The 21,460-nt window shown below is 75.2% G+C and carries 20 protein-coding genes; 9 read left to right on the top strand and 11 right to left on the bottom strand.

Going from position 1 to position 21,460, the window contains the following annotated elements; genetic code table 11:
- Position 1: 1 nt before the first annotated feature.
- Entirely contained in the window at positions 2-526 is a 525-nt protein-coding gene (locus ACIQR3_RS27575; RefSeq protein ID WP_403543336.1) for a tripartite tricarboxylate transporter TctB family protein, read from the bottom strand.
- Entirely contained in the window at positions 523-1,506 is a 984-nt protein-coding gene (locus tag ACIQR3_RS27580) for a Bug family tripartite tricarboxylate transporter substrate binding protein (RefSeq protein WP_403543403.1), read from the bottom strand. Before ACIQR3_RS27580 ends, ACIQR3_RS27575 begins: the two co-directional genes overlap by 4 nt.
- Before the next feature lie 248 nt (positions 1,507-1,754).
- Here ACIQR3_RS27580 and ACIQR3_RS27585 point away from each other — a divergent pair, with 248 nt between their 5' ends.
- Complete coding sequence (locus ACIQR3_RS27585) at positions 1,755-2,534, top strand: response regulator (protein WP_403543337.1); 780 nt, start codon at positions 1,755-1,757, stop codon at positions 2,532-2,534.
- A 103-nt stretch (positions 2,535-2,637) separates the two neighbouring features.
- On the opposite strand, the gene ACIQR3_RS27590 is transcribed toward ACIQR3_RS27585, so the two are convergent.
- From ACIQR3_RS27590 to ACIQR3_RS27605, 4 genes are all read right to left on the bottom strand, one after another.
- Complete coding sequence (locus tag ACIQR3_RS27590; RefSeq protein ID WP_403543338.1) at positions 2,638-5,547, bottom strand: ATP-binding protein; 2,910 nt, start codon at positions 5,545-5,547, stop codon at positions 2,638-2,640.
- Positions 5,548-5,880: 333 nt separating this feature from the next.
- Positions 5,881-6,963 (bottom strand): (-)-alpha-amorphene synthase, encoded by a 1,083-nt coding sequence (locus tag ACIQR3_RS27595; protein ID WP_403543339.1) that lies wholly within the window; start codon positions 6,961-6,963, stop codon positions 5,881-5,883.
- A complete protein-coding gene (locus ACIQR3_RS27600) occupies positions 6,960-8,432 on the bottom strand; it encodes a cytochrome P450 (RefSeq protein WP_403543340.1) in 1,473 nt (490 codons plus the stop codon). The genes ACIQR3_RS27595 and ACIQR3_RS27600 overlap by 4 nt, the downstream gene beginning before the upstream one ends.
- Before the next feature lie 197 nt (positions 8,433-8,629).
- Entirely contained in the window at positions 8,630-9,211 is a 582-nt protein-coding gene (locus ACIQR3_RS27605) for a TetR/AcrR family transcriptional regulator (protein WP_403543341.1), read from the bottom strand.
- 250 nt (positions 9,212-9,461) lie between these two features.
- Between ACIQR3_RS27605 and ACIQR3_RS27610 the strand changes: the two genes are divergently transcribed.
- Genes ACIQR3_RS27610 through ACIQR3_RS27625 form a run of 4 tightly spaced genes read left to right on the top strand, consistent with a single transcriptional unit; the run spans position 9,462 to position 14,263 of the window.
- Complete coding sequence (locus ACIQR3_RS27610) at positions 9,462-10,028, top strand: (2Fe-2S)-binding protein (RefSeq protein ID WP_403543342.1); 567 nt, start codon at positions 9,462-9,464, stop codon at positions 10,026-10,028.
- Positions 10,025-11,017 carry an FAD binding domain-containing protein gene (locus ACIQR3_RS27615; protein WP_403543343.1) on the top strand — a complete coding sequence of 331 codons (993 nt, stop codon included), beginning with the start codon at positions 10,025-10,027 and terminating at the stop codon, positions 11,015-11,017. The genes ACIQR3_RS27610 and ACIQR3_RS27615 overlap by 4 nt, the downstream gene beginning before the upstream one ends.
- On the top strand, positions 11,014-13,140 hold the full coding sequence (locus ACIQR3_RS27620; protein ID WP_403543344.1) for a xanthine dehydrogenase family protein molybdopterin-binding subunit: 2,127 nt from the start codon (positions 11,014-11,016) through the stop codon (positions 13,138-13,140). The genes ACIQR3_RS27615 and ACIQR3_RS27620 overlap by 4 nt, the downstream gene beginning before the upstream one ends.
- Entirely contained in the window at positions 13,133-14,263 is a 1,131-nt protein-coding gene (locus tag ACIQR3_RS27625) for an XdhC family protein (RefSeq protein WP_403543345.1), read from the top strand. Before ACIQR3_RS27620 ends, ACIQR3_RS27625 begins: the two co-directional genes overlap by 8 nt.
- Before the next feature lie 80 nt (positions 14,264-14,343).
- Here the strand turns inward: ACIQR3_RS27625 and ACIQR3_RS27630 are convergent, their stop codons facing one another.
- From ACIQR3_RS27630 to ACIQR3_RS27640, 3 genes are all read right to left on the bottom strand, one after another.
- Complete coding sequence (locus tag ACIQR3_RS27630; RefSeq protein WP_403543346.1) at positions 14,344-15,075, bottom strand: polysaccharide deacetylase family protein; 732 nt, start codon at positions 15,073-15,075, stop codon at positions 14,344-14,346.
- 116 nt (positions 15,076-15,191) lie between these two features.
- A complete protein-coding gene (locus tag ACIQR3_RS27635) occupies positions 15,192-16,106 on the bottom strand; it encodes a DMT family transporter (protein ID WP_403543347.1) in 915 nt (304 codons plus the stop codon).
- Between the two features lie 37 nt (positions 16,107-16,143).
- Entirely contained in the window at positions 16,144-17,004 is an 861-nt protein-coding gene (locus tag ACIQR3_RS27640) for an SDR family NAD(P)-dependent oxidoreductase (RefSeq protein WP_403543348.1), read from the bottom strand.
- A 242-nt stretch (positions 17,005-17,246) separates the two neighbouring features.
- On the opposite strand from ACIQR3_RS27640, the gene ACIQR3_RS27645 reads away from it, so the two are divergent.
- The 3 genes from ACIQR3_RS27645 to ACIQR3_RS27655 all read left to right on the top strand — a co-directional run bounded on the left by ACIQR3_RS27645 (position 17,247) and on the right by ACIQR3_RS27655 (position 19,304).
- The gene (locus tag ACIQR3_RS27645; protein WP_403543404.1) at positions 17,247-18,341 is read left to right on the top strand and encodes a galactosyldiacylglycerol synthase; all 1,095 of its coding nucleotides are present in this window, start codon (positions 17,247-17,249) and stop codon (positions 18,339-18,341) included.
- A 70-nt stretch (positions 18,342-18,411) separates the two neighbouring features.
- Entirely contained in the window at positions 18,412-18,816 is a 405-nt protein-coding gene (locus tag ACIQR3_RS27650; protein WP_403543349.1) for a DUF2267 domain-containing protein, read from the top strand.
- Complete coding sequence (locus tag ACIQR3_RS27655; protein ID WP_403543350.1) at positions 18,813-19,304, top strand: DUF1360 domain-containing protein; 492 nt, start codon at positions 18,813-18,815, stop codon at positions 19,302-19,304. The genes ACIQR3_RS27650 and ACIQR3_RS27655 overlap by 4 nt, the downstream gene beginning before the upstream one ends.
- 34 nt (positions 19,305-19,338) lie before the next feature.
- Here ACIQR3_RS27655 and ACIQR3_RS27660 read toward each other — a convergent pair whose 3' ends face one another.
- The gene (locus tag ACIQR3_RS27660) at positions 19,339-19,728 is read right to left on the bottom strand and encodes a DUF5997 family protein (protein WP_403543351.1); all 390 of its coding nucleotides are present in this window, start codon (positions 19,726-19,728) and stop codon (positions 19,339-19,341) included.
- A gap of 91 nt (positions 19,729-19,819) precedes the next feature.
- On the opposite strand from ACIQR3_RS27660, the gene ACIQR3_RS27665 reads away from it, so the two are divergent.
- Complete coding sequence (locus ACIQR3_RS27665) at positions 19,820-20,599, top strand: LysR substrate-binding domain-containing protein (protein ID WP_403543352.1); 780 nt, start codon at positions 19,820-19,822, stop codon at positions 20,597-20,599.
- Between the two features lie 13 nt (positions 20,600-20,612).
- On the opposite strand, the gene ACIQR3_RS27670 is transcribed toward ACIQR3_RS27665, so the two are convergent.
- Entirely contained in the window at positions 20,613-21,353 is a 741-nt protein-coding gene (locus tag ACIQR3_RS27670) for a DUF4142 domain-containing protein (RefSeq protein WP_403543353.1), read from the bottom strand.
- Between the last annotated feature and the right edge of the window lie 107 nt (positions 21,354-21,460).

Here is a 21,460-nt window from a genome sequence, read left to right on the forward strand (position 1 = left end):
GTCACAGGACTCCCATCAGCGGGCCGCCGGGGAGCGGGACACCGAGCAACTGGTCGAAGACGGCGTACGTGACGACGGACAGCACCGCGGCGATCAGCGGATCGCGGTCGAGGCGGCGGCTGCCCAGCGCGAACGCGGCGCCCCAGAACAGCAGCGCCCCCGCGATCGGGAAGCCGACGGGCTCGATGAGGACGGCCGCGCCCAGGAAGACCCCGGTGAGCATCAGCACCGTGCCCCAGTCGGCGGGTTCGGACAGGTCGACGTCCTCGCCGCCCTCCGCCTCGCCCCGGCCGCCGCGCAGCACGTCCACCGCGAGCAGCGCGGCGATCAGCAGCAGCCCGGCGCCGACCGCGACCGGCACGGTCCGCGGGCCGACCGGGCCGCGCTGGGTGATGTCGACGTCCATGGTCAGCGCGTCGGTCAGGACCAGCACGCCGAGCGCCAGCAGCAGGACGCAGACGCCGAGTTCGGAGTGGTCGCGCAGCCAGGAGCGCCGGTCGGCCCGTTCAGTGGTTCCGGTCGTCACAGCCCCAGCTCCTTCAGTACCGACACCACGCGCTGGTCCTGCGCGTCCAGGAAGTCACCGAACTCCTCGCCGGTGAGGAAGGCGTCGTCCCAGCCGTTGGTCTCCATCGACTTCCGCCACTCGGGCGAGTCGTGCAACTCCTCGGCCAGCCGCACCAGTTTGCTCCGCTCGGCGTCCGACAGACCCGGCGGGGCGACGATGCCGCGCCAGTTGGTGAAGTCCACGTCGTAGCCCGCCTCCTTCAGGGTGGGCGCGTCCAGCCCTTCGACCCGCTCCGGGCCGGTCACCGCGAGCAGCCGCAGCTCACCCGCCCTGATCTGGTCGAGGTACTCGCCGACGCCCGAGACACCGAAGGCCACCTTGCCGCCGAGGATCGAGGCGAGCAGCTCGCCGCCGCCGTCGAACGGAACGTAGTTGACCGCCTTCGGGGCGATCCCCGCGGCCCGCGCCATCAGCATCGGCGCGAGGTGGTCGGGACCGCCCGGTGACGAACCGCCGCCCACCGGCAGCTTGCCCGGGTCCTTCTTCCACGCCCCGATCAGCTCGTCGATCGTCCGGTACGGGGAGTCCTCGGCGACCACCACGACGTCCTGCTCCTCGGTGAGCCGGGCGATCGGCGTGGTGTCGGCGAGGGTACGGGGCGCGTCGTTGGAGCGGACGGCGCCCACCACGCCCAGGCCCATGGACATCGCGAGCCTGCCGTTGCCGTGCTCACCCACCAGCCGGCTCAGCCCCACCGTGCCGCCGGCGCCGGGCAGGTTGAACACCTCGATGCCATGGGTCAGTCCGGCGTCCTCGGCGTCCTTCGCGGCCGTACGGGCCGTGATGTCGTAGCCGCCGCCGGGCGTGTTGGGGACCATGAGGCGCAGGCCCGGGATCTGCGTACCGGTCCCGTCGCCGCCGCCGGTGTCCAGCAGCGGCGGTCCCACGAGCACCAGCACGGCGGCCCCGAACAGGGCGAGGGGGGTGCGCAGGCGCACGATGCCACCACCTGTCGTCGCGTCGATGTGGGCCACATGGTGCCCGCTCCCCGGCGGCCCGTCGTCTTTGCGTCACCAACGGAGGTTGTGGTCTTTGCGGTCACCGTCACCGCTCACCCCTGGCGCCGGCCCGGCCGGTCTGCGAACGTCACGGCGGTGAGATCTCGGTGACCAGCGCCCGGACGGGTGCCGCGCACCGCCCGCACGACCGTCAGCCACCCCGTCGACGCGGTGGCGGAAGGAGCGACATGACGACCGGAACCAGCCGGACGGAGCCGATCGACACCCTCGTGGTCGACGACGACTTCATGGTGGCCCGGATCCACCGCGCCTTCGTCGAACGCGTCACCCCGTTCCGCGTCGTCGGCGCCGCCGCCACCGGCGAGCAGGCCCTCGCCGCCGTCGACCGGCTCCGCCCCGGCCTGGTCCTGCTCGACCTGTACCTGCCGGACGTGTTCGGCCTCGACCTGCTGCCGAGGCTGCGCGCCGCCGGCCACGACTGCGACGTCATGGTCGTCAGCGCGGCCCGCGAGACCGACACGGTGCGCGCCGCCGTACGGCAGGGCGTCGTCGACTACCTCCTCAAACCCTTCGAGTTCGAGGACCTGCGGCTGCGTCTGGAACGGTACGCCGTTCAGCGCGGCCGGCTGCTGGAGACGGTGGTCCGCGGCCAGGCCGACGTCGACCGGGTCCTGGCGGGCGCGGGCGGCCCCGCGCCGGGCCCGGCGCTGCCCAAGGGCATGAGCGTGGAGACCGCCGAGCTGATCGAACGCGCCCTCCGCGACGCCGACGGCACGCTGTCCGCCAGCGAGTGCGCGGCCCGTACCGGCGTCTCGCGGGTCAGCGCCCGGCGCTACCTGGAGTACTTCCACACCGTCGGCAGCGCCGAGGTCTCCCTGCGCTACGGCGTCGCCGGCCGCCCCGAACGCCGCTACCGCCACCGCGACCGCACGGTGGGCCCCGGCGGTCTGTCGTCTGCCGGCCTGCCGTCCAGTGGTCTGCCGTCCACCGGTGGGGTGCGGGCGTGAGTCCGGCCGTGGTCGTGAGTCCGGCCGTGGGCGTGTGGCGGTCCTGGTCGTGAGTCGGTCCTTGGGCGTGAGGGGATCCCGGGCTTGAGGTGCCCCGGGCCGGTCAGTAACGCGGCCGGGGCGGGAGCTCCAGGGCCCTGCCCAGTCCCTCGGCGTCGGTGCCCAGCTTGCGGTAGACCGAGGAGAGCACCTGCCGCACGCCCTGCTCGGTCAGGCGCAGTTCCTTGGCGACCACGTCCGGCGGTTCGTCACGGGCGGTCATCTCGGCCGCCCGGCGTTCCCGCGCGGTGAGCGTGTCGGTCTGCGCGTACCGCAGCGGCAGTGACCGCAGTCCGGCCGCGGACAGCTCGGCCCTGGCCCGGCAGGCCAGCCCCTCCGCGCCGCAGTGGACCGCGCGTTCCAGCCCCTGGTAGAGCCGGTCGGCGGCCTCCTGCACCCGGCCGTTGCGGGACAGCAGCGCGCCGTGGCCGACCAGGGCGCGGGCCAGCTCGTAGGCGGCGGGCGACGCCTCCAGCCGCCGCACGGCCTCGTCGTACAGGTCCAGCGCCGCCGCCCCGCAGGTCACCTCCGCCTCGGTGCGCAGGGCCTGGCCGATCACCGACGCGGCCCCGAAGTCCCGGGCCCGCTTGACCGCCTCCCGGGCCAGCCGCACCGCCCGGCCGGGGTCGACGCGGGCCACGGCCCGGGACAGGTGCAGCTGCCAGGGGCACCAGGAGGGGTTGCGCCAGGCGCGTTCGTCCAGCCGCTCGCCGACCTCGGACAGGACGCGCGCCGCCGCCCGGTCCCGGCCCTCGGCCAGCAGCAGCTCGGCGTGGACCGTGCGGGGATCGGGATAGATGACGGCGTTCGGCACGGCCTCGCCGTAGCGGTACCGGTCGGCGAGCCGGCGCGCCTCGGCGGTCCGGCCCCGGGCCAGCAGCGTCTGGACGAGGATGCCGACGGCGAACCACTGCGCGGGCACCGCCCCGTCCACCCGGTCGGCGACCGCGAGACCCGCCCGTACCAGGTCCTCCGCCTCGGCCAGCGCGCCGCGCCGGTAGCGGATGTACCCCAGCAGGGCCTGCCCCAGGGCCAGGTGGGAACCGCGCCAGCCCTTGCTCTGGCACTCGGCGATGCCCTGGGCGAACAGTTCCTCCGCCCGGCCCGGCTGGTCGCCGTACAGGAACACCAGGGCGACGGAGACGGGCACCTCGAAGCCCTGGTGCTCGCTGGTCCAGCTCATGCCGCCGCGCAGTGCCTCCTCGGCGAAGGCCAGGGGGATGTGCCGGGGCTCGCCGCGCAGTACGGCGTCCCAGGCGCGCATCCCGAGGATGTAGCGTTCCTCCAGCCCGCGGCCGGGCATCCGCTCGGCCAGCCGGGCCAGCACGCGGGAGCGCGCGGGGGAGTCCGGCTCGTCGGTGCGGGAGGCGCTCCACACGTAGTGGTCGGCCAGCATGCGCAGCCGGATACGGGCGTTGGTGGCCCGCCGGGCCTCCTCCCCGGCGACCGCCGCGGCCTCCGCGACCTGGTCGGTGTGGGCCAGCGCCTGGGCGAGCCGGAAGACGATCGAGGCGCGCAGACCGGGGTCGACGTCCGGTTCCGCCAGCGCCGCGCGGAGGTGACTGACGGTGGCCGCGGGGTCGATCAGGAAGGTGGCGCGGGCCAGTTCGTGGAGCAAGACGGCCCGCTCCTCGGACGGAGGCGGTTCGTGGAGCGCCCGGGTCAGGACCCGCTGGGCGGCCTCCGGCGCGCCGGCCCGCAGATACTCGCGGGCGGCCTCCCGCAGACAGGCGACGGCGGCCGGCTTGCCCTCGCAGGGCACCTCCAGGAGGTGCCGGGCGGCGGCGGTGGGGCCGAGCCCGGCGGCGAGGACGGCCTCGGCGGCGGTGTTGTGCATCCCGACGCGCAGACCGGCCGGGACGTCCCGGTACACCGCCCTGGCGATCAGCGGGTGGACGAACTCCAGGCCGCCGCCGGCCCCGGTGCCCGGGGCGAGGATACGGGCGGCGCGCAGCCGCTCGGTCGCCGCGGCGCCCTCCTCGGTGCCGACCACGGCGAGGGTCGCGGCCAGCTCCGGCGGGGCCGGTGAACCCAGTACGGCCACGGCCCAGGCGAAACGGACGGTGGCACCGCCGAGCCGGTGCAGCCGGTCGGCCAGTCCCGGCCCCTTGACGGCCGAGGCGAGGTTCCGCATCGCCGCGAGATCGGACGAGGTGCCCCGCAGTCCGGCCTCGTCGAGCCGTACGGCCAGTTCGACGGTCTCGAAGGGGCTGCCGCCGGTGACCGCCCAGCACTCGGCGCAGAACGCGTCCTCGGCGTCCTCGCCCAGCCTGTCCCGCACGATCCGGGCCACGGCGGTCCCGGTGAGCGGGGACAGGCTGTGCGGGCGTTGCCCATGGCGTTCCATCAGCGCGCGGAACGCGTCCGCCTCGGGCGGCAGTTCGTCGGGCCGGTAGGCGGTGACGATCAGCAGCGGGAGGTCCTCGGCGCGGGGCGCGAAGGAGGCGAGCCAGCCGAGGGACTCCACGTCCGCCCAGTGCGCGTCGTCCAGCAGTACGACGACCGGCGCCTTGCGCACGGTGAGCTGGGTCATGACCCAGTCCAGGCCGTCGCGGACGCTCAGCGGGTCGGGGGCCCGGGCGGCACCGGCCGCCTCCAGACCGAGGGCGGCGGCGACGATGTCGTACCAGCTGCCCAGGAACGCGCGGCGCTCGTGGCCGTCCAGCGCCGCCAGCGACGGCTGGAGCAACTGGCGCAGCACCCGGAACGCCAGCTCCTGTTCGTTCTCCCCGCCGCGGCCGGACAGCACCGTGCAGCCGCGGGCCACCGCCCGGGCCCGGGCCTGGGACAGGAGTGTCGTCTTGCCCATCCCGGCCGGTCCCGTGAACGCGACCACGCCGCCCCGCCGCTCGCGTGGCGTGTCGCCGTCGGCATCGCACAGCCGGGCCAGGGCATCGTCGAGAGCGCGCAGTTCGTGCGCGCGTTCCAGTAAGGAACGGTTACCGGTGCCCGGTTGACGCAGTCCAGTCGCCATCTGCCGTACTGCTTCCTGTCGACGGCCGTCGGAGGACAGCGCCGAGCGTACGCCCTGGCGGAGCCGGACTGCCCGGATTCTGAGACAGGTTCGACGAGGATGGGTGAATCCGGCTCCGCTGGTGTATAGGGCGGGCTCCGGGTGGGTAGCGAGGCTCGAATCGCCACCGCCCGGGCCGTGGAGGCGACGCGGACCGTGCGGCGCGGGCGCCCTACGGAGGCTGCCCGCACGGTGGTCGCCCGCGCGGCGGTCGCCCGCGCGGACACGCCGGCGCGGGGACGGCCCGCACGGCGGCCGTCGGCGTCGAACGGCGTCCGGCGGCACCGGCCGGCGTCACTGCCCCACGGACGCGACCGGACCGACCGGACCGACCGGCCCCACCGGCACCCCCGCCGTCTCCGCGTACCGCGGCACCACGCGCGACCAGTGGTAACAGCCCCGTATCCACCCGGCCATGCCCTCGATGTACCCGGCGCCGGCGGGGCTCAGTTCGGGGGCGATCACGCGGCGCAGCCGCTGGAACTCCTCGATCGTGGCATTGATCCGCCGTACCGCCAGCACGACCGCCTGGGGCAGGGAGCAGTCCTGTGTCCGCCGGTAGGCGAGCGCGAGGTTGATCAGGCCGCCCGTCCGGTGCTCCTTCACCGCGGAGAACAGGTCGGGTATCCACACCGCCGCGTCGGCCGAGAGCCTGGCGAGGCGCCGCATCACCGGGTGGTGCAGTTCCCGCGCGGTCAGTTCCTCGGGCTGCGCGGCCTCGCACAGCGGATAGAACGGCTCCACCCCGGCGATCAGCGCCCGGATGGAGGTGACCAGCGCGATCCGCGGCGGGAGCGAGTGGCTCTGCGCCACCGCCTCGTACAGCAGCCCGTGCACGTACTCGCGGCTGTTCCAGGCCCAGCGGGCCGCCTGCGCGGGCGAGCACCGCTCCCGGACGCGCCGGTGGAGGTCGGTCAGGGCCGCCCCGAGCGGGGTGACCGGCGGCTCGCCGTCCCGCAGGATCGCCACGCTCTCGCAGACCATCGGCAGCAGCGCGTTTGGCCCCGAGCGGCCCAGTTCCTCCGCCCGGTCGTCGAAGACGAACTGGTAGGCGATCTGATCGGCCACCAGCTGGAGCAGACCGGCGTCCATCGTCGGGCTGTTGTACGAGGCGAGCTGCGCCGGACGGGTCCGGACGATCATCTCCGCGACCGCCGGGTCGTCGGTCAGCCCCCAGCGGCGCAGCCAGGCGTCGACCCCGGCCGCCGCCCGCTGCTCATGAGGGCCGGCCACGAACGGGAAGGGCATGTGGAGCGTGGCCTCGATCAGTTCCTTGAGGCTGCTTCCCGGCGTTCCGGCCGGGACCTCCTCACGCGCCTGCTCCGTCGCCTTCGTCATCGGCACCGTGCTCATCGTGGTCGTCACCCGAGTCGTCATACGTCGTCACCTGCCTCTCGGAAGTCCGGTCGCGGGGCGTCGTCCAGGGGCGCGGGTGCTCCGCCCGGCAGGTGTGCCCGCGGTTCGCAGACCAGGACCAGCGACCGGGGGCCCAGCGTGGCAGCGGGGCGCGGCCGGCCGACCGGACCCGACGGTGAGCGCAGCCGCCAGCGGCGGGCGATGACGGCCACGGCGGTGACGGCCTCCGTCATGGCGAACGTGTCGCCGATGCACTTGCGGCTGCCCGCGGCGAAGGGCAGCAGCGCCCCGCCCGCCCCGCCGGCCGCCCGTCCCGGCAGCCACCGCTCCGGACGGAACCGCTCGGGCTCGGGGAACGCGTCGTCCCGGTGGTGCAGGAGGTAAGGGCTGTAGAGGACGGTGGCACCGCGCGGCAGGCGGTGCCCGCCCAGTTCGGTCTCCCGGGTGGTGAGCCGGGTGAACAGCCAGCCCGGCGGGCGCAGCCGGAGGGTCTCGGTGACCACGGCGCGGGTGCGGACGAGCCGGGTCAGCTCCTCGGGGCCGGGCAGGGACCGGCCGTCGAGGACCGTGTCCAGTTCCTCGTGCAGCGGGTGCTCCGCCTCCGGGTGGTCCGCCAGCAGGCCGAACACGGAGGCCAGGCACATGGCGGTGCTCTCGACGCCGGTGAGCAGGAGCGTGACGAGCTGGTCGCGGACCTCCCGCTCGGTGAGCGGCTCGGCGGGTACGGACGACGCCTCCGGTCCGGCACCCGGCGCCCGGTCCGCGCGCGTGGCCGCCAGCAGGGTGCCCAGGAGGTCGTCGCGGGGTGCGCCGCCGCGGCGCTCGGCGATGATGGTGCCGACCAGCGTGTGCAGCCGTGACACCGCGCTGTGGTACCGGTGGTTGGCGGGGGCAGGCAGGCGGAACAGGGCGTCGACGGGCAGGACCGTCCGGACGAACAGCCCCCGGACGATCACCGCGAGACAGTCGCGCACCGCCGCGGCCCGGCCGGCGTCCAGGGAGTCGGAGAAGAGCAGCCGGCTGGTGACGCCCGTGGTCAGGGCGATCATCGCCGCGGTCACGTCGACCCGCTGTCCCGGCCGCCATGAGCCGCTCACCGACGCGGCCTCCGCGCCCATGACGCCGGTGCACCGGGCCACCCGCGCGGGACTGAACGCGGGCTGCAGCAGCCTGCGCTGCCGCCGGTACGCGTGATGGGGGCAGGTCACCAGGCCGTCGCCCATGAGGCCGCGCAGCCGGTCGTACAGCGGGCCGCCCTTGTCGAAGGTGCGCGGGTCCATCAGCATCCGGTGGACCAGGTCCGGGTCGCAGACCATCCAGGCCCGGCGCGGTCCCAGACGTATCTCGACCAAGTCGCCCCGCGCGGGCAGGGTTTCGAGAAAGTCCAGCGGGCGCCGGAACAGTGCGATAGCGTTTCCTAAGAACGGTAATATGCCCGGCGCAACACCGGTCGTCCAGACGCGCTCCGTCGCGGATACGGCCTCGCTCATGGGACACCACCTGCCTCAGCCGACGTACGGACGGGCCCGGTGACCGCTCACCGGGCCGCTGCTCGATTCATTGTTCTGCCCGGCTCAACGGCTCGTGGCCGCCCCCTGTCCCTCCATGCGGGGGCGCACAGATGCACGAAGGGGCGTCTGCGCACGCGGAAGGGACAGGGGACCACTGAAGGGGACGGGGACGGCATTCACCTCCCGGGCGCGCCCGCCCGAAGCCCGTCCATGACGAAGTCCAGCAGCCGGGTGGCACGCGTCTGCCAGTCGTGGTGCGGCTCGATCTGCCACAGTCCCGCGATGGCGAGATAGAAGTCGTCCGCGGTGACCCCGGGACGGATGGTGCCGGCCTCCTCGTTGGCGCGCAGCAGGAGTTCGGCCGCGGCCAGCACCGGGGAGGGCTCCGGCTTGGCCGGGCCGTCCGGGGCGCAGGTGGCCTGCCGGATGGCCTCGGCCAGACCCGCCTTGGTCAGGGCGAAGCGGGCGAGGTGATCCAGCCACGCGCGCAGGGCCTGCTCGGGGTCCCGCTCCGCGAGCAGTGCGGCCGCGCTGTCGGCGACCTGTCCCATCTCGTGGCGGTAGATCTCCAGGACCAGCGCCTCCCGGTTGGGGAAGTTGCGGTAGAACGTGCCCTGGCCGACCCCCGCCTTCTTGGCGATGGCGCTCAACGGGGCGTTCGCGCACCGCGTCAGCTCGGTCAGCGCCACCTCGAGGATCCGCTCACGGTTGCGCTGCGCGTCCGAACGCAACGGCGCCTTGTGCCCCGGCTGTTCCACCAGTCCTCCTCACGGGGTCCTGTCCGAATCCCGTCCTTGCTAACCGGACAGCTGTCCGTTACGTTTTTTCCAGCGGACAGCTGTCCGGTTGACGTCAGCATATCCACTGACGCGGCACACGCCAGAGGCCCCGGCCCACCGGCCGCGGGCGGCCCTCGCCGTGTCGCGCCTCTTTCCACAAAGCTTCCCGAGCCCACTCTCTCGTACAGCGCCACCCCCTCGTTCCCTGACGCATGAAGAAGGCTGACCCATGGCTTCAGCGCCCTCGCCGACGTACAGCGCCATCACCTTGAACATCAACGGCGAGAAGCACCCTCTGACCGTCGACCACCGCACCACCCTGCTCGACGCGCTGCGTGAGCGGCTCGACCTGACCGGCACCAAGAAGGGCTGCGACCAGGGGCAGTGCGGTGCCTGCACGGTTCTGATCGACGGGCGCAGGTCCGTGGCCTGCCTGCAGCTCGCGGTCGCGGCCGACGGACGTGAGATCACCACCGTCGAGGGCCTGGCCGACGGCGACCGGCTGCACCCGGTGCAGCAGGCGTTCCTCGACCTCGACGGCTACCAGTGCGGCTACTGCACGCCCGGCCAGATCTGTTCGGCCGTCGCCGTCATCGAGGAGCACGCGGCGGGCTGGCCGAGCGCCGCCACCGACGACGTACGGCCCGAGGCCGGGCCGCCCGAGCTGACACCCGAGGAGATCCGGGAGCGGATGAGCGGAAACCTGTGCCGCTGCGCCGCGTACGTCTCCATCGTCGACGCGGTGGCCCGCGCCGCCGAGGAGCGCACGCGCGGCACCGAGGAGGCGGCGGCATGAGGGAGTTCGGCTATCAGCGCGCCGACGACGTCCCCGGCGCGGTGGCCCTGCTGGCCGCCGACCCGGACGCCCGCTACCTCGGCGGCGGCACCAACCTCGTCGACCTGATGAAGACCGGCGTCGAACGGCCCGGCCTCCTCGTCGACGTCCGTGAACTGCCCCTGGACGGCATCGAGTCGACCCCCGACGGCGGCCTGCGGATCGGCGCGACCGTCACCAACAGCGACCTCGCCGCCCACCCCGAGGTCCGCCGCCGCTACCCCGCGCTGTCCCAGGCGGTCCTCGCCGGCGCCTCCGGACAGCTGCGCAACATGGCCACCGTCGGCGGCAACCTGCTCCAGCGCACCCGCTGCGGCTACTTCACCGACACCGCCCGCCCGTGCAACAAGCGCGTCCCCGGCAGCGGCTGCTCCGCACTCGGCGGCGAGCACCACAATCACGCCGTCCTGGGCGCCTCCGACCACTGCGTGGCCACCCACCCCTCCGACATGGGCGTGGCGCTCACCGCGTTCGACGCCGTCGTCTCCTACGAGACGGCGGAAGGACCGGGAGAGCTGCCCCTCGCCGATTTCTACCTGCCCGTCGGCGACACCCCGCACCGGGAGACCGCCCTGCCGCCGGGCGCGCTGATCACCGGCGTGACCCTGCCGCCCGCCCCGGTCGCCGCCCGCTCCCGCTACCGCAAGGTGCGCGAACGCGCCTCCTACGCCTTCGCGATCGGCTCGGTCGCCGCCGCGCTCGACGTACACGACGGCGTCGTGCGGGAGGCGCGGCTGGCCTTCGGCGCGGTCGCCTCCCGGCCCTGGCGGGCCCACGCGGCCGAGCGCGCGCTGACCGGCGCCCCCGCCGACGCGGAGACCTTCGCCGCCGCCGCGGACGCCGAACTGGCGGCGGCCCGGCCCCTGCCCCACAACGGATACAAGGTGACCCTCATGCGCAACCTCGTGGTGGCCGTCCTGACGCAGCTCACCGAGGAGGCCGCCCGATGACGACGGCCACCACCGGCCGTACGACGCCGAAGGGCGCCGTCGGCACCGCCCACACCCGCGTCGAGGGCCGCGACAAGGTCACCGGGGCCGCCCGGTACGCCGGGGAGATCCCCTTCGCCGGCCTCGCCCACGGCTGGCTGGTCCTCTCCACCGTCGCCCGCGGCCGCGTCCGCGCGATCGAGACCGGCCCCGTCCTGGAGATGCCGGGCATGCTCGCCGTGCTGCACCACGGCAACGCGCCGCGCGTGGAGACCGACTTCATCGGCATGCTGGGCGTCCCCGACCCGACCGCCGCCGTCTTCCAGCACGACCGGGTGCCGCACGTGGGCTGGCCGGTCGCCCTGGTCGTCGCCGAGACGCCCGAACAGGCCCGCGAGGCCGCCGAGTCCCTCGTCGTCCAGTACGACGAGGAGCCGCACGACACCGCGCTCTCGGCGGACCGCCCGGACGCCTACCAGGCCGAGGGGTTCATGCCCGCCGTGACGGAGAAGGGCGACCTGGCGGCCGGACTGGCCGCGTCCGCCCACGTCGTGGACGCCGAGTACACCACCCCCGAAGAGCACCACAGCATGATGGAGCCGCACGCGGCCACCGCCCACTGGGACGGCGGCCGGCTGGAGCTGGTCGACTCCAACCAGGGCACCACCTGGGTCCAGAGCGATCTGGCCAAGATGTTCTCGCTGGACGAGTCCGTGGTCCGGGTCCGCTCCGAGCACATCGGCGGCGGCTTCGGCAGCAAGGGCGTCCGCGCCCACCAGGTGTCCGCCGTGATGGCCGCCACCGTCCTCCAGCGGCCGGTCCGCGTCGTCATGACCCGCCGCCAGATGTTCTCCCTCGCCGGCTACCGCAGCCCCACCGCCCAGCGGGTCCGGCTCGGCGCCGGCGCCGACGGCCGGCTGCGCGCCCTGGAACACCGCTCGCTGAACCAGACGTCCACCGTCTACGAGTTCATCGAGCCCAGCGCCGGCGTGGCCCGGGTGATGTACGACGCCGACGCCCACCGCACGGTCAACGACGTCGTACGGCTCGACGTGCCGTCCCCGACCTACATGCGCGCGCCGGGCGAGGCACCCGGGTCGTTCGCCCTGGAGGCGGCCCTCGACGAACTGGCCGAGAAGTGCGGCCTCGACCCGGTCGAACTGCGCCTGCGCAACGAGCCGGAGACGGGACCGGTCTCCGGCATGCCGTTCAGCAGCCGCAACCTGGCCGCCTGCTTCCGCGAGGGCGCCCGCCGCTTCGGCTGGGCGGACCGCGACCCGCGTCCCCGCGTGCGCCGCGAGGGACGCTGGCTGCTCGGCACCGGCACGGCCGCCGCCTCCTTCCACGCGGGCGCCCTGCCCTCCACCGCCCTGGTGACCGCCGAGCCCGACGGCACCTTCACCGTGCGGATCGCCGCCGCCGACATCGGCACCGGCGCCCGTACGGCCATCACCCTGGTCGCCGCCGACGCGCTGGAGACGACGCCGGACCGGGTCCGGGTGCGCATCGGCGACAGCGACTTCGGACCGGCCGGGATCGCCGGCGGTTCCATGGGCACCCGCTCCTGGGCCTGGGCGGTGCAGGCCGCCGCCGCCGAACTGCGGGAGCGGCTCGCCCTGGGCTCCGGCATCCCGCCCGAGGGCATCACCGTACGGTCCGACACCACCGAGGCGCTCCAGGCCCTCGCGCAGAAGGAACGGCACTCGTTCGGGGCGCAGTTCGCCGAGGTCGCCGTGGACACCGCCACCGGCGAGGTACGGGTGCGCCGGATGCTCGGCATCTTCGCGGCCGGCCGGATCGTCAACCCGCTCACCGCCCGCAACCAGCTGCTCGGCGGCATGGCCTGGGGCATCTCCATGGCCCTGCACGAGGAAGCGGTCCGCGACCACGCCTTCGGCGGTCTCTACGGACCCGACCTCGCCGGCTACCACGTCGCCACCCACGCCGACGTCCCGCGCCTGGAGGCCGACTGGGTGGACGACCCCGACCCGGAGGACCCGGTCGGCATCAAGGGCGTCGGTGAGATCGGCATCGTCGGAGCCGCTGCGGCCATCGCCAACGCCGTCTGGCACGCCACGGGCGTCCGCCACCGGCACCTGCCGATCCGGCCGGACCGCGTCATCGAGGCGGGCGGACATGTTTGACATCGCCGGCGAGCTGCACCGCTGGGCCGCCGAGGGCCGGGACTTCGCCGTCGCCACCGTCGTGTCCGTCGGCGGCAGCGCCCCGCGCGGTCCGGGCGCCGCCCTCGCCGTCGACGGAGAGGGCACGGCGATCGGCTCCGTCTCCGGCGGCTGCGTCGAGGGCGCGGTGTACGACCTGTGCGTCCAGGCCCTCCAGGACGGCCGGACGGTGCGCGAGCGGTTCGGCTTCAGCGACGAGGACGCCTTCGCGGTCGGGCTGACCTGCGGCGGCGTCATCGACGTCCTGGTCACCCCGGTCCGCGCGGACGCGCCGTCCCGCGCGGTCTTCGAGGCGGCCCTGACGGCCGCCACCGGCCAGGGCCCCGCGGCCTTCGCCCGGGTCGTCGAGGGCCCGGCGGAGCTGCTGGGGCACGCCCTGCTGGTACGGCCCGACGGGTCGTACGAGGGCGGCCTCGGCGGCCACCCCGACCTGGACCGCACGGCGGCGGCCGAGGCCCGCGCCCTGCTGGACGCCGGCCGCACCGGGCTCGTCGGTCTGTCGGAGGACGGTTCGCACTGCCCCGGCGGGCTCTCGCTGCTCGTCGAGTCGAGTGTGGAACCGCCCCGGATGATCGTGTTCGGCGCGGTCGACTTCGCGGCGGCGCTGGTCCGGGCGGGCAAGTTCCTCGGCTACCGCGTGACGGTGTGCGACGCCCGGCCCGTCTTCGCCACGGCGGCCCGCTTCCCCGAGGCCGACGAGGTCGTCGTCGACTGGCCGCACCGCTATCTGCGGGGCACCGCCACAGACGGGCGGACGGTGCTGTGCGTGCTCACCCACGACGCCAAGTTCGACGTGCCGCTGCTGACCGAGGCGCTGCGGATGCCGGTCGCGTTCGTCGGCGCGATGGGTTCGCGCCGCACCCACGCCGACCGCACCCGGCGGCTGCGCGAGGCCGGCCTGACCGACCGCGAGCTGTCCCGGCTGCGCTCCCCGATCGGCCTCGACCTGGGCGCCCGTACTCCCGAGGAGACGGCGCTGTCCATCGCGGCGGAGATAGTCGCCGCCCGGCGAGGCGGCACGGGCGTACCGCTCACCGGTTCGGCCGCGCCGATCCACCGGGACCTGACGGGGGCGGCGGCCTGAGGCGAGGGGCGGCGGCCTGAGGCGCGGGGGCCTGAGGCGAGGGGTGGCGGCCTGAGGCGCGGGGCGGGGGCACGAGCGGCTCACACCGTGCCGTGCCCCGCCAGCGGTCCCACGGTCAGGCCCGCCGCGCGGCAGTCGGCGACGACGGCGGGCAGGGCGCCCAGCGTGGCGCGCCAACTGCCCGGGGCGGACGCGTGGTCGCTGTCGTGCAGCAGCAGCGTCCCGCCACCGCGCAGGTCAGCCGCGGCCGTGCGGCGCACCGAGGCGGGCGTGGCGTCCCGCCGCCAGTCCTTGCCCCACGCCGTCCACAGCACCGGCCGCAGCCCCGCGCGCCGGGCTGCCGTCCAGCGTCCGGTGGTGAGGATGCCGTAGGGCGGGCGGTACCAGTACGGCCACCGGCCGGTGACGTCGCGCACCGCCCGCGCGGCCCGCGCCAGCTCGCGGGCGTCCCGGGCCGGCGAGGGCAGCCAGGGGCGGTCGTGCGCCCAGCCGTGGACGGCGAGTTCGTGCCCCCGGCGGACCGTCTCCTCGGCCACTTCCGGATGGCGGTCGACGCTCTCGCCGAGGACGAAGAACGTCGCCCGCACGCCGAGACCGTCCAGCGCGTCGAGGAAGCGCGGGGTGGAGACCGGGTCGGGGCCGTCGTCGAAGGTGAGGGCGACATGGCCGGGGTGGCCGACGCCGGCCAGGCCGGGCAGCCAGCGGCGGCGCGGCCCCGGCAGCCAGGTGGCGGCCGGACCGGCATGGGCCAGCGCCACGGCGAACGGCGCCACGGCGCAGACCGTGCGCAGGGCACGGGACCGGTCGCTCATCCGTCGGGCTCCTTCGCTGAGGCGGGGGTGGGGGCGGGGGGGCAAGGGGCAGAGGGGGCAGAGGGGTGGGGCTGTGCCGGGGCCGGGGCCGGCGTGCGGACGGCCCACGTCCCGCATCATCTCCGTACCCAGCCGCTCCCGCCGCCCGGACCGTCGCGCGCCGCCGCCGCGGTGTCCCACGCGCCGTGCACCGACGGCGCGCGGGCCAGCCCCAGGCTGCCGAGGCCGATCAGCGCCACCCCGATCAGCTCCGGCAGGATCCGCACACCGAGGGCGATCTCCTCCCCGAACAGCGTCCAGCCCAGCGCCACGCTGGTCAGCGCGTCCCCGAGGGTCAGCGCGGGCTGGGAGGCGGCGAGCGTCCCGGCGCGCAGCGCGCTCTGGAGCAGCAGGAAGCTGATCACGCCCACGAACCCGGTGGCGTACAGCGGCCACTGCGTCAGTACGGCGCCCGCGCCCTGCGGGAACCGGCCGGTGACCTCCTTCAGCAGCGCGGCCGTCCCCCCGAAGGCCACCGCGGAGGCCGAACCGAACAGCGCGGCGCGCGGGGCGCCACGGGTCAGCCGCCCGGCCGCGGCCAGCGCGGTCACCGCGCAGAGCACCGCCGGTCCGGCCGCCGCCCACCGGCCCGGCGTGGCGGTGTCCTGGCCCTCGGCGGGCGAGGCCGCGCCCAGGAACAGGGCCAGCCCGACGGCCAGCGCCCCGAACGCCAGCCAGGTCGTCGAGTCGGGGCGATGATGGAACACCACGCTGCCGACCGCCAGGGTGAACAGCAGCTCACTGGCCATGAGCGGCTGGACGACGGCCAGACTGCCGACCGCGAGCGCCGCCGCCTGGAGCACGGTCGTCACCGCGAGCAGTGCCGCACCGCCCACCCAGTACGGGTCCCGGACCAGCCGCAGCAGCCAGCGGACCGGGTGGCCCGGCGCCGCGTCGTCCGCGTCCTGCGCGGCGGCCCGCCGTTGCAGCACCGACGCGGCGGCGTTGGACAGCGCCGCGAACAGCGCGAGGACGACGGTGAGCGCACTCACCGTCGCGCACCCCCGGCCACCGGAGCCGGCCGCCCGCTCATCCGAACCGGGCGGCCAGTCGCCGGTAGAGGCCCGGTGCCGCGCCGTGGATCCGGCACGGCAGGCGCAGCCAGCCCGGCACGTACACCTCGTCCCGGCCCCGGAGCGCCGCGTCGCGGATCGCGTCGGCCACGCGTTCCGGTGGGACGGGGCGGGGCCGGGACCGCCGGTAGGGCGTGCCGCGGCGTTCGAAGAAGGGTGTGTCGACGACACCGGGGATCACATGGCTGACGCCCACCCCGGTCCCGCGCACCTCCTGCCGCAGGGCGTCCGCGAAGGCGCCGAGCGCCGCCTTGGCCGCGGAGTACACGGCCTCGCCCCGTACCCCGACACAGCCCGCCAGCGACCCGACCAGCACCACCCGTCCCGTCCCCGCCGCCACCATCCCCGGCAGCAGCAGCCGCACCAGCCGCACCGTGGCCACCAGATCGGTGTCGATCACCTCGCCGATGGCGTCCGCCGGCATCTCGCGGAACTCCCCGGCCCAGCCGATCCCGGCACCGGCCACGAGCAGGTCCACCGGACCCAGTGTCGCCAGGGTGAAGTCGGCGAGCCGGCGGTCGGCCCCGGGAGCCGTGAGGTCGACGGCGAGGGCGGCGGCCGAGGCGTCGTGGGCGACGGCGCGCAGCCGCCGCGGATCGCGACCGCTCAGCACCAGGTCCCAGGTGCCCTCGGCCCCCAGCCGCCGGGCCAGGGCCGCGCCGATGCCGGAGGAGGCCCCCGTCACCAGGGCCGTACGCGTCCGCGGGTCCGCCGGACCCGTCCGCCGCGGAACCCGCGCCACGGCGGCGTCGGACGCGTCGGGCGCGGCGGCCGGCGGCGCGGCCGGAGACCGGGGGCGGGAGAACGCGGAGACCATGGTCGACCACCTCGGCAGCGGGCCGGATCACCGTGCGGGCGTTCGGCGCCGTGGCGACCGGCGGGACGGGCGGTGACGGAGTATCCAGCCAGGGCCGTCCGAAACGCCCGGTTGGCGGCGGTTTGGCCTGCGACGGGTGGGCTACTCCCTCAGCCGTGCGCCCCAGCAGCCCGTCCACGCCCCGCCGGCCGGCCCCGGCGTCCTCCCGGCCCGCCGGGCGGCTGCTGGTGGTCAGCGCCGCGATGGGCGCCGGACACGACACGGTCGCCGCCGAGCTGGTGCGCCGGGCCCGCGAGCGGGGCGGCGACGCGGTGGTCGTCGACGTGCTCACCCTGCTTCCGTACGGCCTCGGCGGCGGGCTGCGGCACTTCTACCGCGGATCGGTACGGCACTTCCCCTGGGCCTACGCCGCCCTGTACCGGCTGTTCCTGCGCCCCGGCCCCGGACGCCGCCCGAGCGGCACCCCCCTGGCCCGCCTGGCCGGCGACCGGCTGAGCCGGCTGGCCGAGCGGACGGAGGCCGACGTCGTGGTCCCCGTCTTCCACCTCGGCGCCCAGCTGACCGGCCACCTCCGCGCCCGGGGCCTGCTGCCGGTCCCCAGCGCCGTCTTCGTGATCGACTTCGTGGCGCACCGGCAGTGGCTGCACCCCGGCAACGACCACTACCTGTGCCTCACCGACGAGTCCGCCCGCGCCGCGCACCGGAGCACCGGGGTACCGGCCCTGGCGTGCGGTCCCGTCGTGGACCCGGCGTTCCGCACCGAGGCCGCCGAGGCCCCCGGGGCCGCCGAGTGGCGGCGCCGGTTCGCCCGGCACGGCCCCGGACGGCCCCCCGTGGTGCTGACCTCCGGCGCCTGGGGCGTCGCCTCGCACCTCGACGCCACCGTCCGGCTGCTGGCCGGCCACGGCTGGCTGCCGGTGGTGCTGTGCGGTGCCGACGAGCGGCTGCGCCGGGCACTGTCCCGCGTCCCGGGCGTGCTCGCCCTGGGCTGGGTCACCGACATGCCCGGCCTGCTGCACGCGGCCCGCGCCCTGGTCGACAACGCGGCCGGCCAGACCGCCGTACAGGCGCTGGCCGCCGGACTGCCGGTCGTCGGCCACCGGCCGATCCCCGGCCACGGCGCCGACGGCGTCCGCGCCATGGCCGCGCTGGGCGTCTCGGAGGCCGCCGCGGACGACACGGAACTGCTGGCGGCCCTGGGCCGGCTCACCCCCGACGGCCCCGCCCGCCGGGAGCGGATCGCCGCCGGACGGGCCCTCTTCCGGGACGATCCCGTGGACCTGGCGCTCGGCCTCGCGCACCGCACCCGTGCGCGGCCGTCGCGCGGGTCCGGATGAGAGCGGTGCCGCCGGTTACTCCGTCCGGGGAGCGGGCACCCGGGCGGAAGATCGAGCGAGGAGGCAGGCCGTGAGGGTGGACGAGTTCCTGGCCCAAGTCCGTGACCGCGGGGAGTACCACAGCCAGGAGGAGGCCGAACAGGTCACCGAAGCGGTCCTGTGGGTCCTCGCCTCCCGGATCGTGCCGGAAGAGGCCGGTGACCTGGCGGCGCAGCTGCCCGCACCGCTGGACGACGCGCTGCGCCTGGAACGGGGGCGCCCCGAGTCGTTCGACCGGGAGGAGTTCCTCCGGCGGGTGGCGCGGCAGACCGGCGCGCGCCCGCGTACCGCCGAATGGGATTCGAGCGCCGTCCTGTCCACGGTGGCCGACACGGTCTCCGAGGGACAGGTCGGCCACCTGCTGGAACAGCTCCCGCCGGACTGGGCCGACCTGTTCGGCAGGACCGGCGGGACGGCCACGGGGAGGCACGCATGACGGACAACGAACGGATCTACGGCGACGAGGAAGGCACGCCCCTCGGCGGCTACGCGACGCTCGCGAGCACCTTCGCGACCGGGCTGGGGCTGTTCGCGTGGACGGCGCGCCGGCGCGGGGTGCGCCTGCCCGACGGGGTCCCGCCCTGGGACCTGGCCCTGCTGGGGACGGCCACCTTCAAGGCGTCCCGCCTGCTGACCAAGGACAAGGTCACCAGCTTCCTGCGGGCGCCGTTCACCCGGCGCGAGGCCGACAGCCACGGCACCGAGGTCAACGACGCGCCGCGCGGCAACGGCCTGCGCCGGGCCGTCGGTGACCTGGTCTCCTGCCCGTTCTGCACCTCCGCCTGGGTGGCTGGCGGGCTCGTCGCCACCTACGCCTGCGCTCCCCGGGCCGCCCGGCTGGTCTGCGCGGGGCTCAGCGCCGTCGCCGTGTCCGACTGGCTCCAGTACGCGTGGAGCCGTACGGAGCAGAAGGCGGAGGGCTGAACGCGGAGGGCTGAACGCGGCGGCCGGGCCGGTTCTAGTCCCGCTCGGCCCGCTCGGCGTGCAGCTTCTTCACCCGGGCCGTCTCCTTGCGGACCTCGGCCTGGGTGGCGCGCTCCCGCCGGAGCCACTCGGGGTCCTCCTGCTTCAGCGCCTCGATCTGCTCGGTGGTGAGGGCGTCGTCGACACCGCCGCGGCGCAGTCCGGCGATGGAGACGCCCAGCTTGGCGGCGACCACCGGCCGGGGGTGCGGGCCGTCGCGCCGCAGGTCGCGCAGCCACTGGGGCGGGTCGGTCTGGAGTGCGTTCAGCTCGGCGCGGGAGACAGTGCCCTCCTGGAACTCGGTGGGCGTGGCGTCGAGGTACACACCCAGCTTCTTCGCCGCGGTGGCGGGCTTCATCGTCTGGGTGCTCTGGTGCTCGGTCATGGCGTCCAGGGTATCGAGCGGGTGACCGAGCGCCGACCACGTCCGGCGACCGGGCCGGGTGGGAGGGCCGGGCGGCCGGTAACCTGGCCGGGTGACAGCCTCGGAAGACTCCCTCTCGTTCCGCCTCGCCTACGTCCCCGGGGTGATGCCCGGCAAGTGGGTGCGCGTCTGGGGCGAGCGGCAGCCGGACGTCCCGCTGTCCCTGGACCAGGTGAGCGCCGCCGAGGCGCCCGGCGTACTGCTGGACGGCGCCGCCGACGCGGGCCTGGTGCGGCTGCCCGTCGACCGCGACGTGCTCAGCGCCATCCCCCTCTACACCGAGACGACCGTCGTGGTGGTCCCCAAGGACCACGTCGTCACGGCGGCCGACGAGGTGACCCTGGCGGACCTGGCCGACGAGATCGTGTTCCACCCCCTGGACGACGTCCTGGGCTGGGAGACGCCGCCGGGGCGGCCCGCCCTGGAGCGCCCCGCCACCACGGCCGACGCCGTCGAACTGGTGGCGGCCGGGGTCGGCGTGCTCGTCGTGCCGCTGTCGCTGGCCCGTCTGCACCACCGCAAGGACCTCACCCACCGCCCGGTCACCGACGCCCCCCGGTCCGGCGTGGCGCTGTCCTGGCCCCAGGACGCGCACACGGACCTGGTCGAGGACTTCATCGGCATCGTCCGCGGCCGGACCGTGAACAGCACCCGGGGCCGCAGGCAGGCCGAGCCGCAGCCGCCCAAGTCCGCGCCGAAGAAGAGCGGGCGCGCCGACGGGCGCCGCAAGCCCGGCACCGGCGCCGGCAGCGGCAGCGGCAGCGGCAAGCAGGCCACCCCGGCCAAGCGGGGCGGCGGCGCCCGGCGCGGCAAGCCCCGCCGCCGTTCGTAGCCGCCGGCCGGACTCACCGCACCGTCGGACTCGGCGTCGGCGACACCGTGTTCACCTCCAGCCCCGGCGGCTCGGTGAGCGACACCACCGGTTCCCCCGGCTGCGGCGCCGGCGGCGTCACCTGGGCCGCGGGCAGCTGCGGCGGGGCGGTCTGCTGCAGATTGGCCTGGTCGAAGTTGACCAGGCCCGTCTTCTCCAGGACGGTGATGTGGTCCAGGACGGTGTCGTTGGCCTGGTCGGCCAGCTGACGGACCAGGCTGTTCTCGGTGTTGGCGCGGATCTTGGCGATCGCCGGGAAGATCTGCCCGTGGGTCACCCGCATGATGTTGACCGCGGTCGTGTCGAACTGCTTGCCCGTCGTCCCCTCCACGGTCGCCACGAACTGCTGCTGCTGGGGCGAGGCCCGGTTGGGCAGCGCGACGCCCAGCTCCGGCGCGATCTTGCGGCAGGTGGCGTCGAGCCGGGCGTGCCCCACGACCAGATGCTCACCGGCCTCCTTCATCTCCGGTGTCGTCCCCCGCTCCATGGCCAGCAGCCCCAGCGGGTGTTCCCACAGCCCGGCGGCCCGGACCTTGACCACGAAGTCCCGGTCGGCCTCGGTCAGCGGGCCGTAGCGGGTGTCGGCGATGACACGGTCCGGGCCACCGGTGGTGTTCCGCACCCCGAGCATGGTCGGGTAGGCGAGCGCGGTGAGGGTGAGGAGCAGGGCACCGCACACGAAGGCGGTGCCCGCGGTGGCGCGCGTGAGGCGCATCGTGCCTCCTGGGGTCGAGGCGGGCTGGGACACCAGGAGATACGGACGCACCGCGCCAACCGATCAGTGTTCCGGGTAAAACCTCTCACGGCCGAGGACAGGACCTC

It is taken from the genome of Streptomyces sp. NPDC090994, assembly GCF_044768905.1.
In the GTDB taxonomy this organism is placed as follows: Bacteria; Actinomycetota; Actinomycetes; order Streptomycetales; family Streptomycetaceae; genus Streptomyces.

What these genes read in the sequence shown, in the direction of transcription:
- ACIQR3_RS27595 (WP_403543339.1), bottom strand. Translation starts at nt 6,963, where the DNA reads ATGACGACTCGGGTGACGACCACGATGAGCACGGTGCCGATGACGAAG.
- ACIQR3_RS27655 (WP_403543350.1), top strand. Translation starts at nt 18,813, where the DNA reads ATGACGGACAACGAACGGATCTACGGCGACGAGGAAGGCACGCCCCTC.
- ACIQR3_RS27640 (WP_403543348.1), bottom strand. Translation starts at nt 17,004, where the DNA reads ATGGTCTCCGCGTTCTCCCGCCCCCGGTCTCCGGCCGCGCCGCCGGCC.
- ACIQR3_RS27615 (WP_403543343.1), top strand. Translation starts at nt 10,025, where the DNA reads ATGAGGGAGTTCGGCTATCAGCGCGCCGACGACGTCCCCGGCGCGGTG.
- ACIQR3_RS27645 (WP_403543404.1), top strand. Translation starts at nt 17,247, where the DNA reads ATGGGCGCCGGACACGACACGGTCGCCGCCGAGCTGGTGCGCCGGGCC.
- ACIQR3_RS27670 (WP_403543353.1), bottom strand. Translation starts at nt 21,353, where the DNA reads ATGCGCCTCACGCGCGCCACCGCGGGCACCGCCTTCGTGTGCGGTGCC.
- ACIQR3_RS27590 (WP_403543338.1), bottom strand. Translation starts at nt 5,547, where the DNA reads ATGGCGACTGGACTGCGTCAACCGGGCACCGGTAACCGTTCCTTACTG.
- ACIQR3_RS27585 (WP_403543337.1), top strand. Translation starts at nt 1,755, where the DNA reads ATGACGACCGGAACCAGCCGGACGGAGCCGATCGACACCCTCGTGGTC.
- ACIQR3_RS27625 (WP_403543345.1), top strand. Translation starts at nt 13,133, where the DNA reads ATGTTTGACATCGCCGGCGAGCTGCACCGCTGGGCCGCCGAGGGCCGG.
- ACIQR3_RS27600 (WP_403543340.1), bottom strand. Translation starts at nt 8,432, where the DNA reads ATGAGCGAGGCCGTATCCGCGACGGAGCGCGTCTGGACGACCGGTGTT.
- ACIQR3_RS27630 (WP_403543346.1), bottom strand. Translation starts at nt 15,075, where the DNA reads ATGAGCGACCGGTCCCGTGCCCTGCGCACGGTCTGCGCCGTGGCGCCG.
- ACIQR3_RS27620 (WP_403543344.1), top strand. Translation starts at nt 11,014, where the DNA reads ATGACGACGGCCACCACCGGCCGTACGACGCCGAAGGGCGCCGTCGGC.
- ACIQR3_RS27610 (WP_403543342.1), top strand. Translation starts at nt 9,462, where the DNA reads ATGGCTTCAGCGCCCTCGCCGACGTACAGCGCCATCACCTTGAACATC.
- ACIQR3_RS27660 (WP_403543351.1), bottom strand. Translation starts at nt 19,728, where the DNA reads ATGACCGAGCACCAGAGCACCCAGACGATGAAGCCCGCCACCGCGGCG.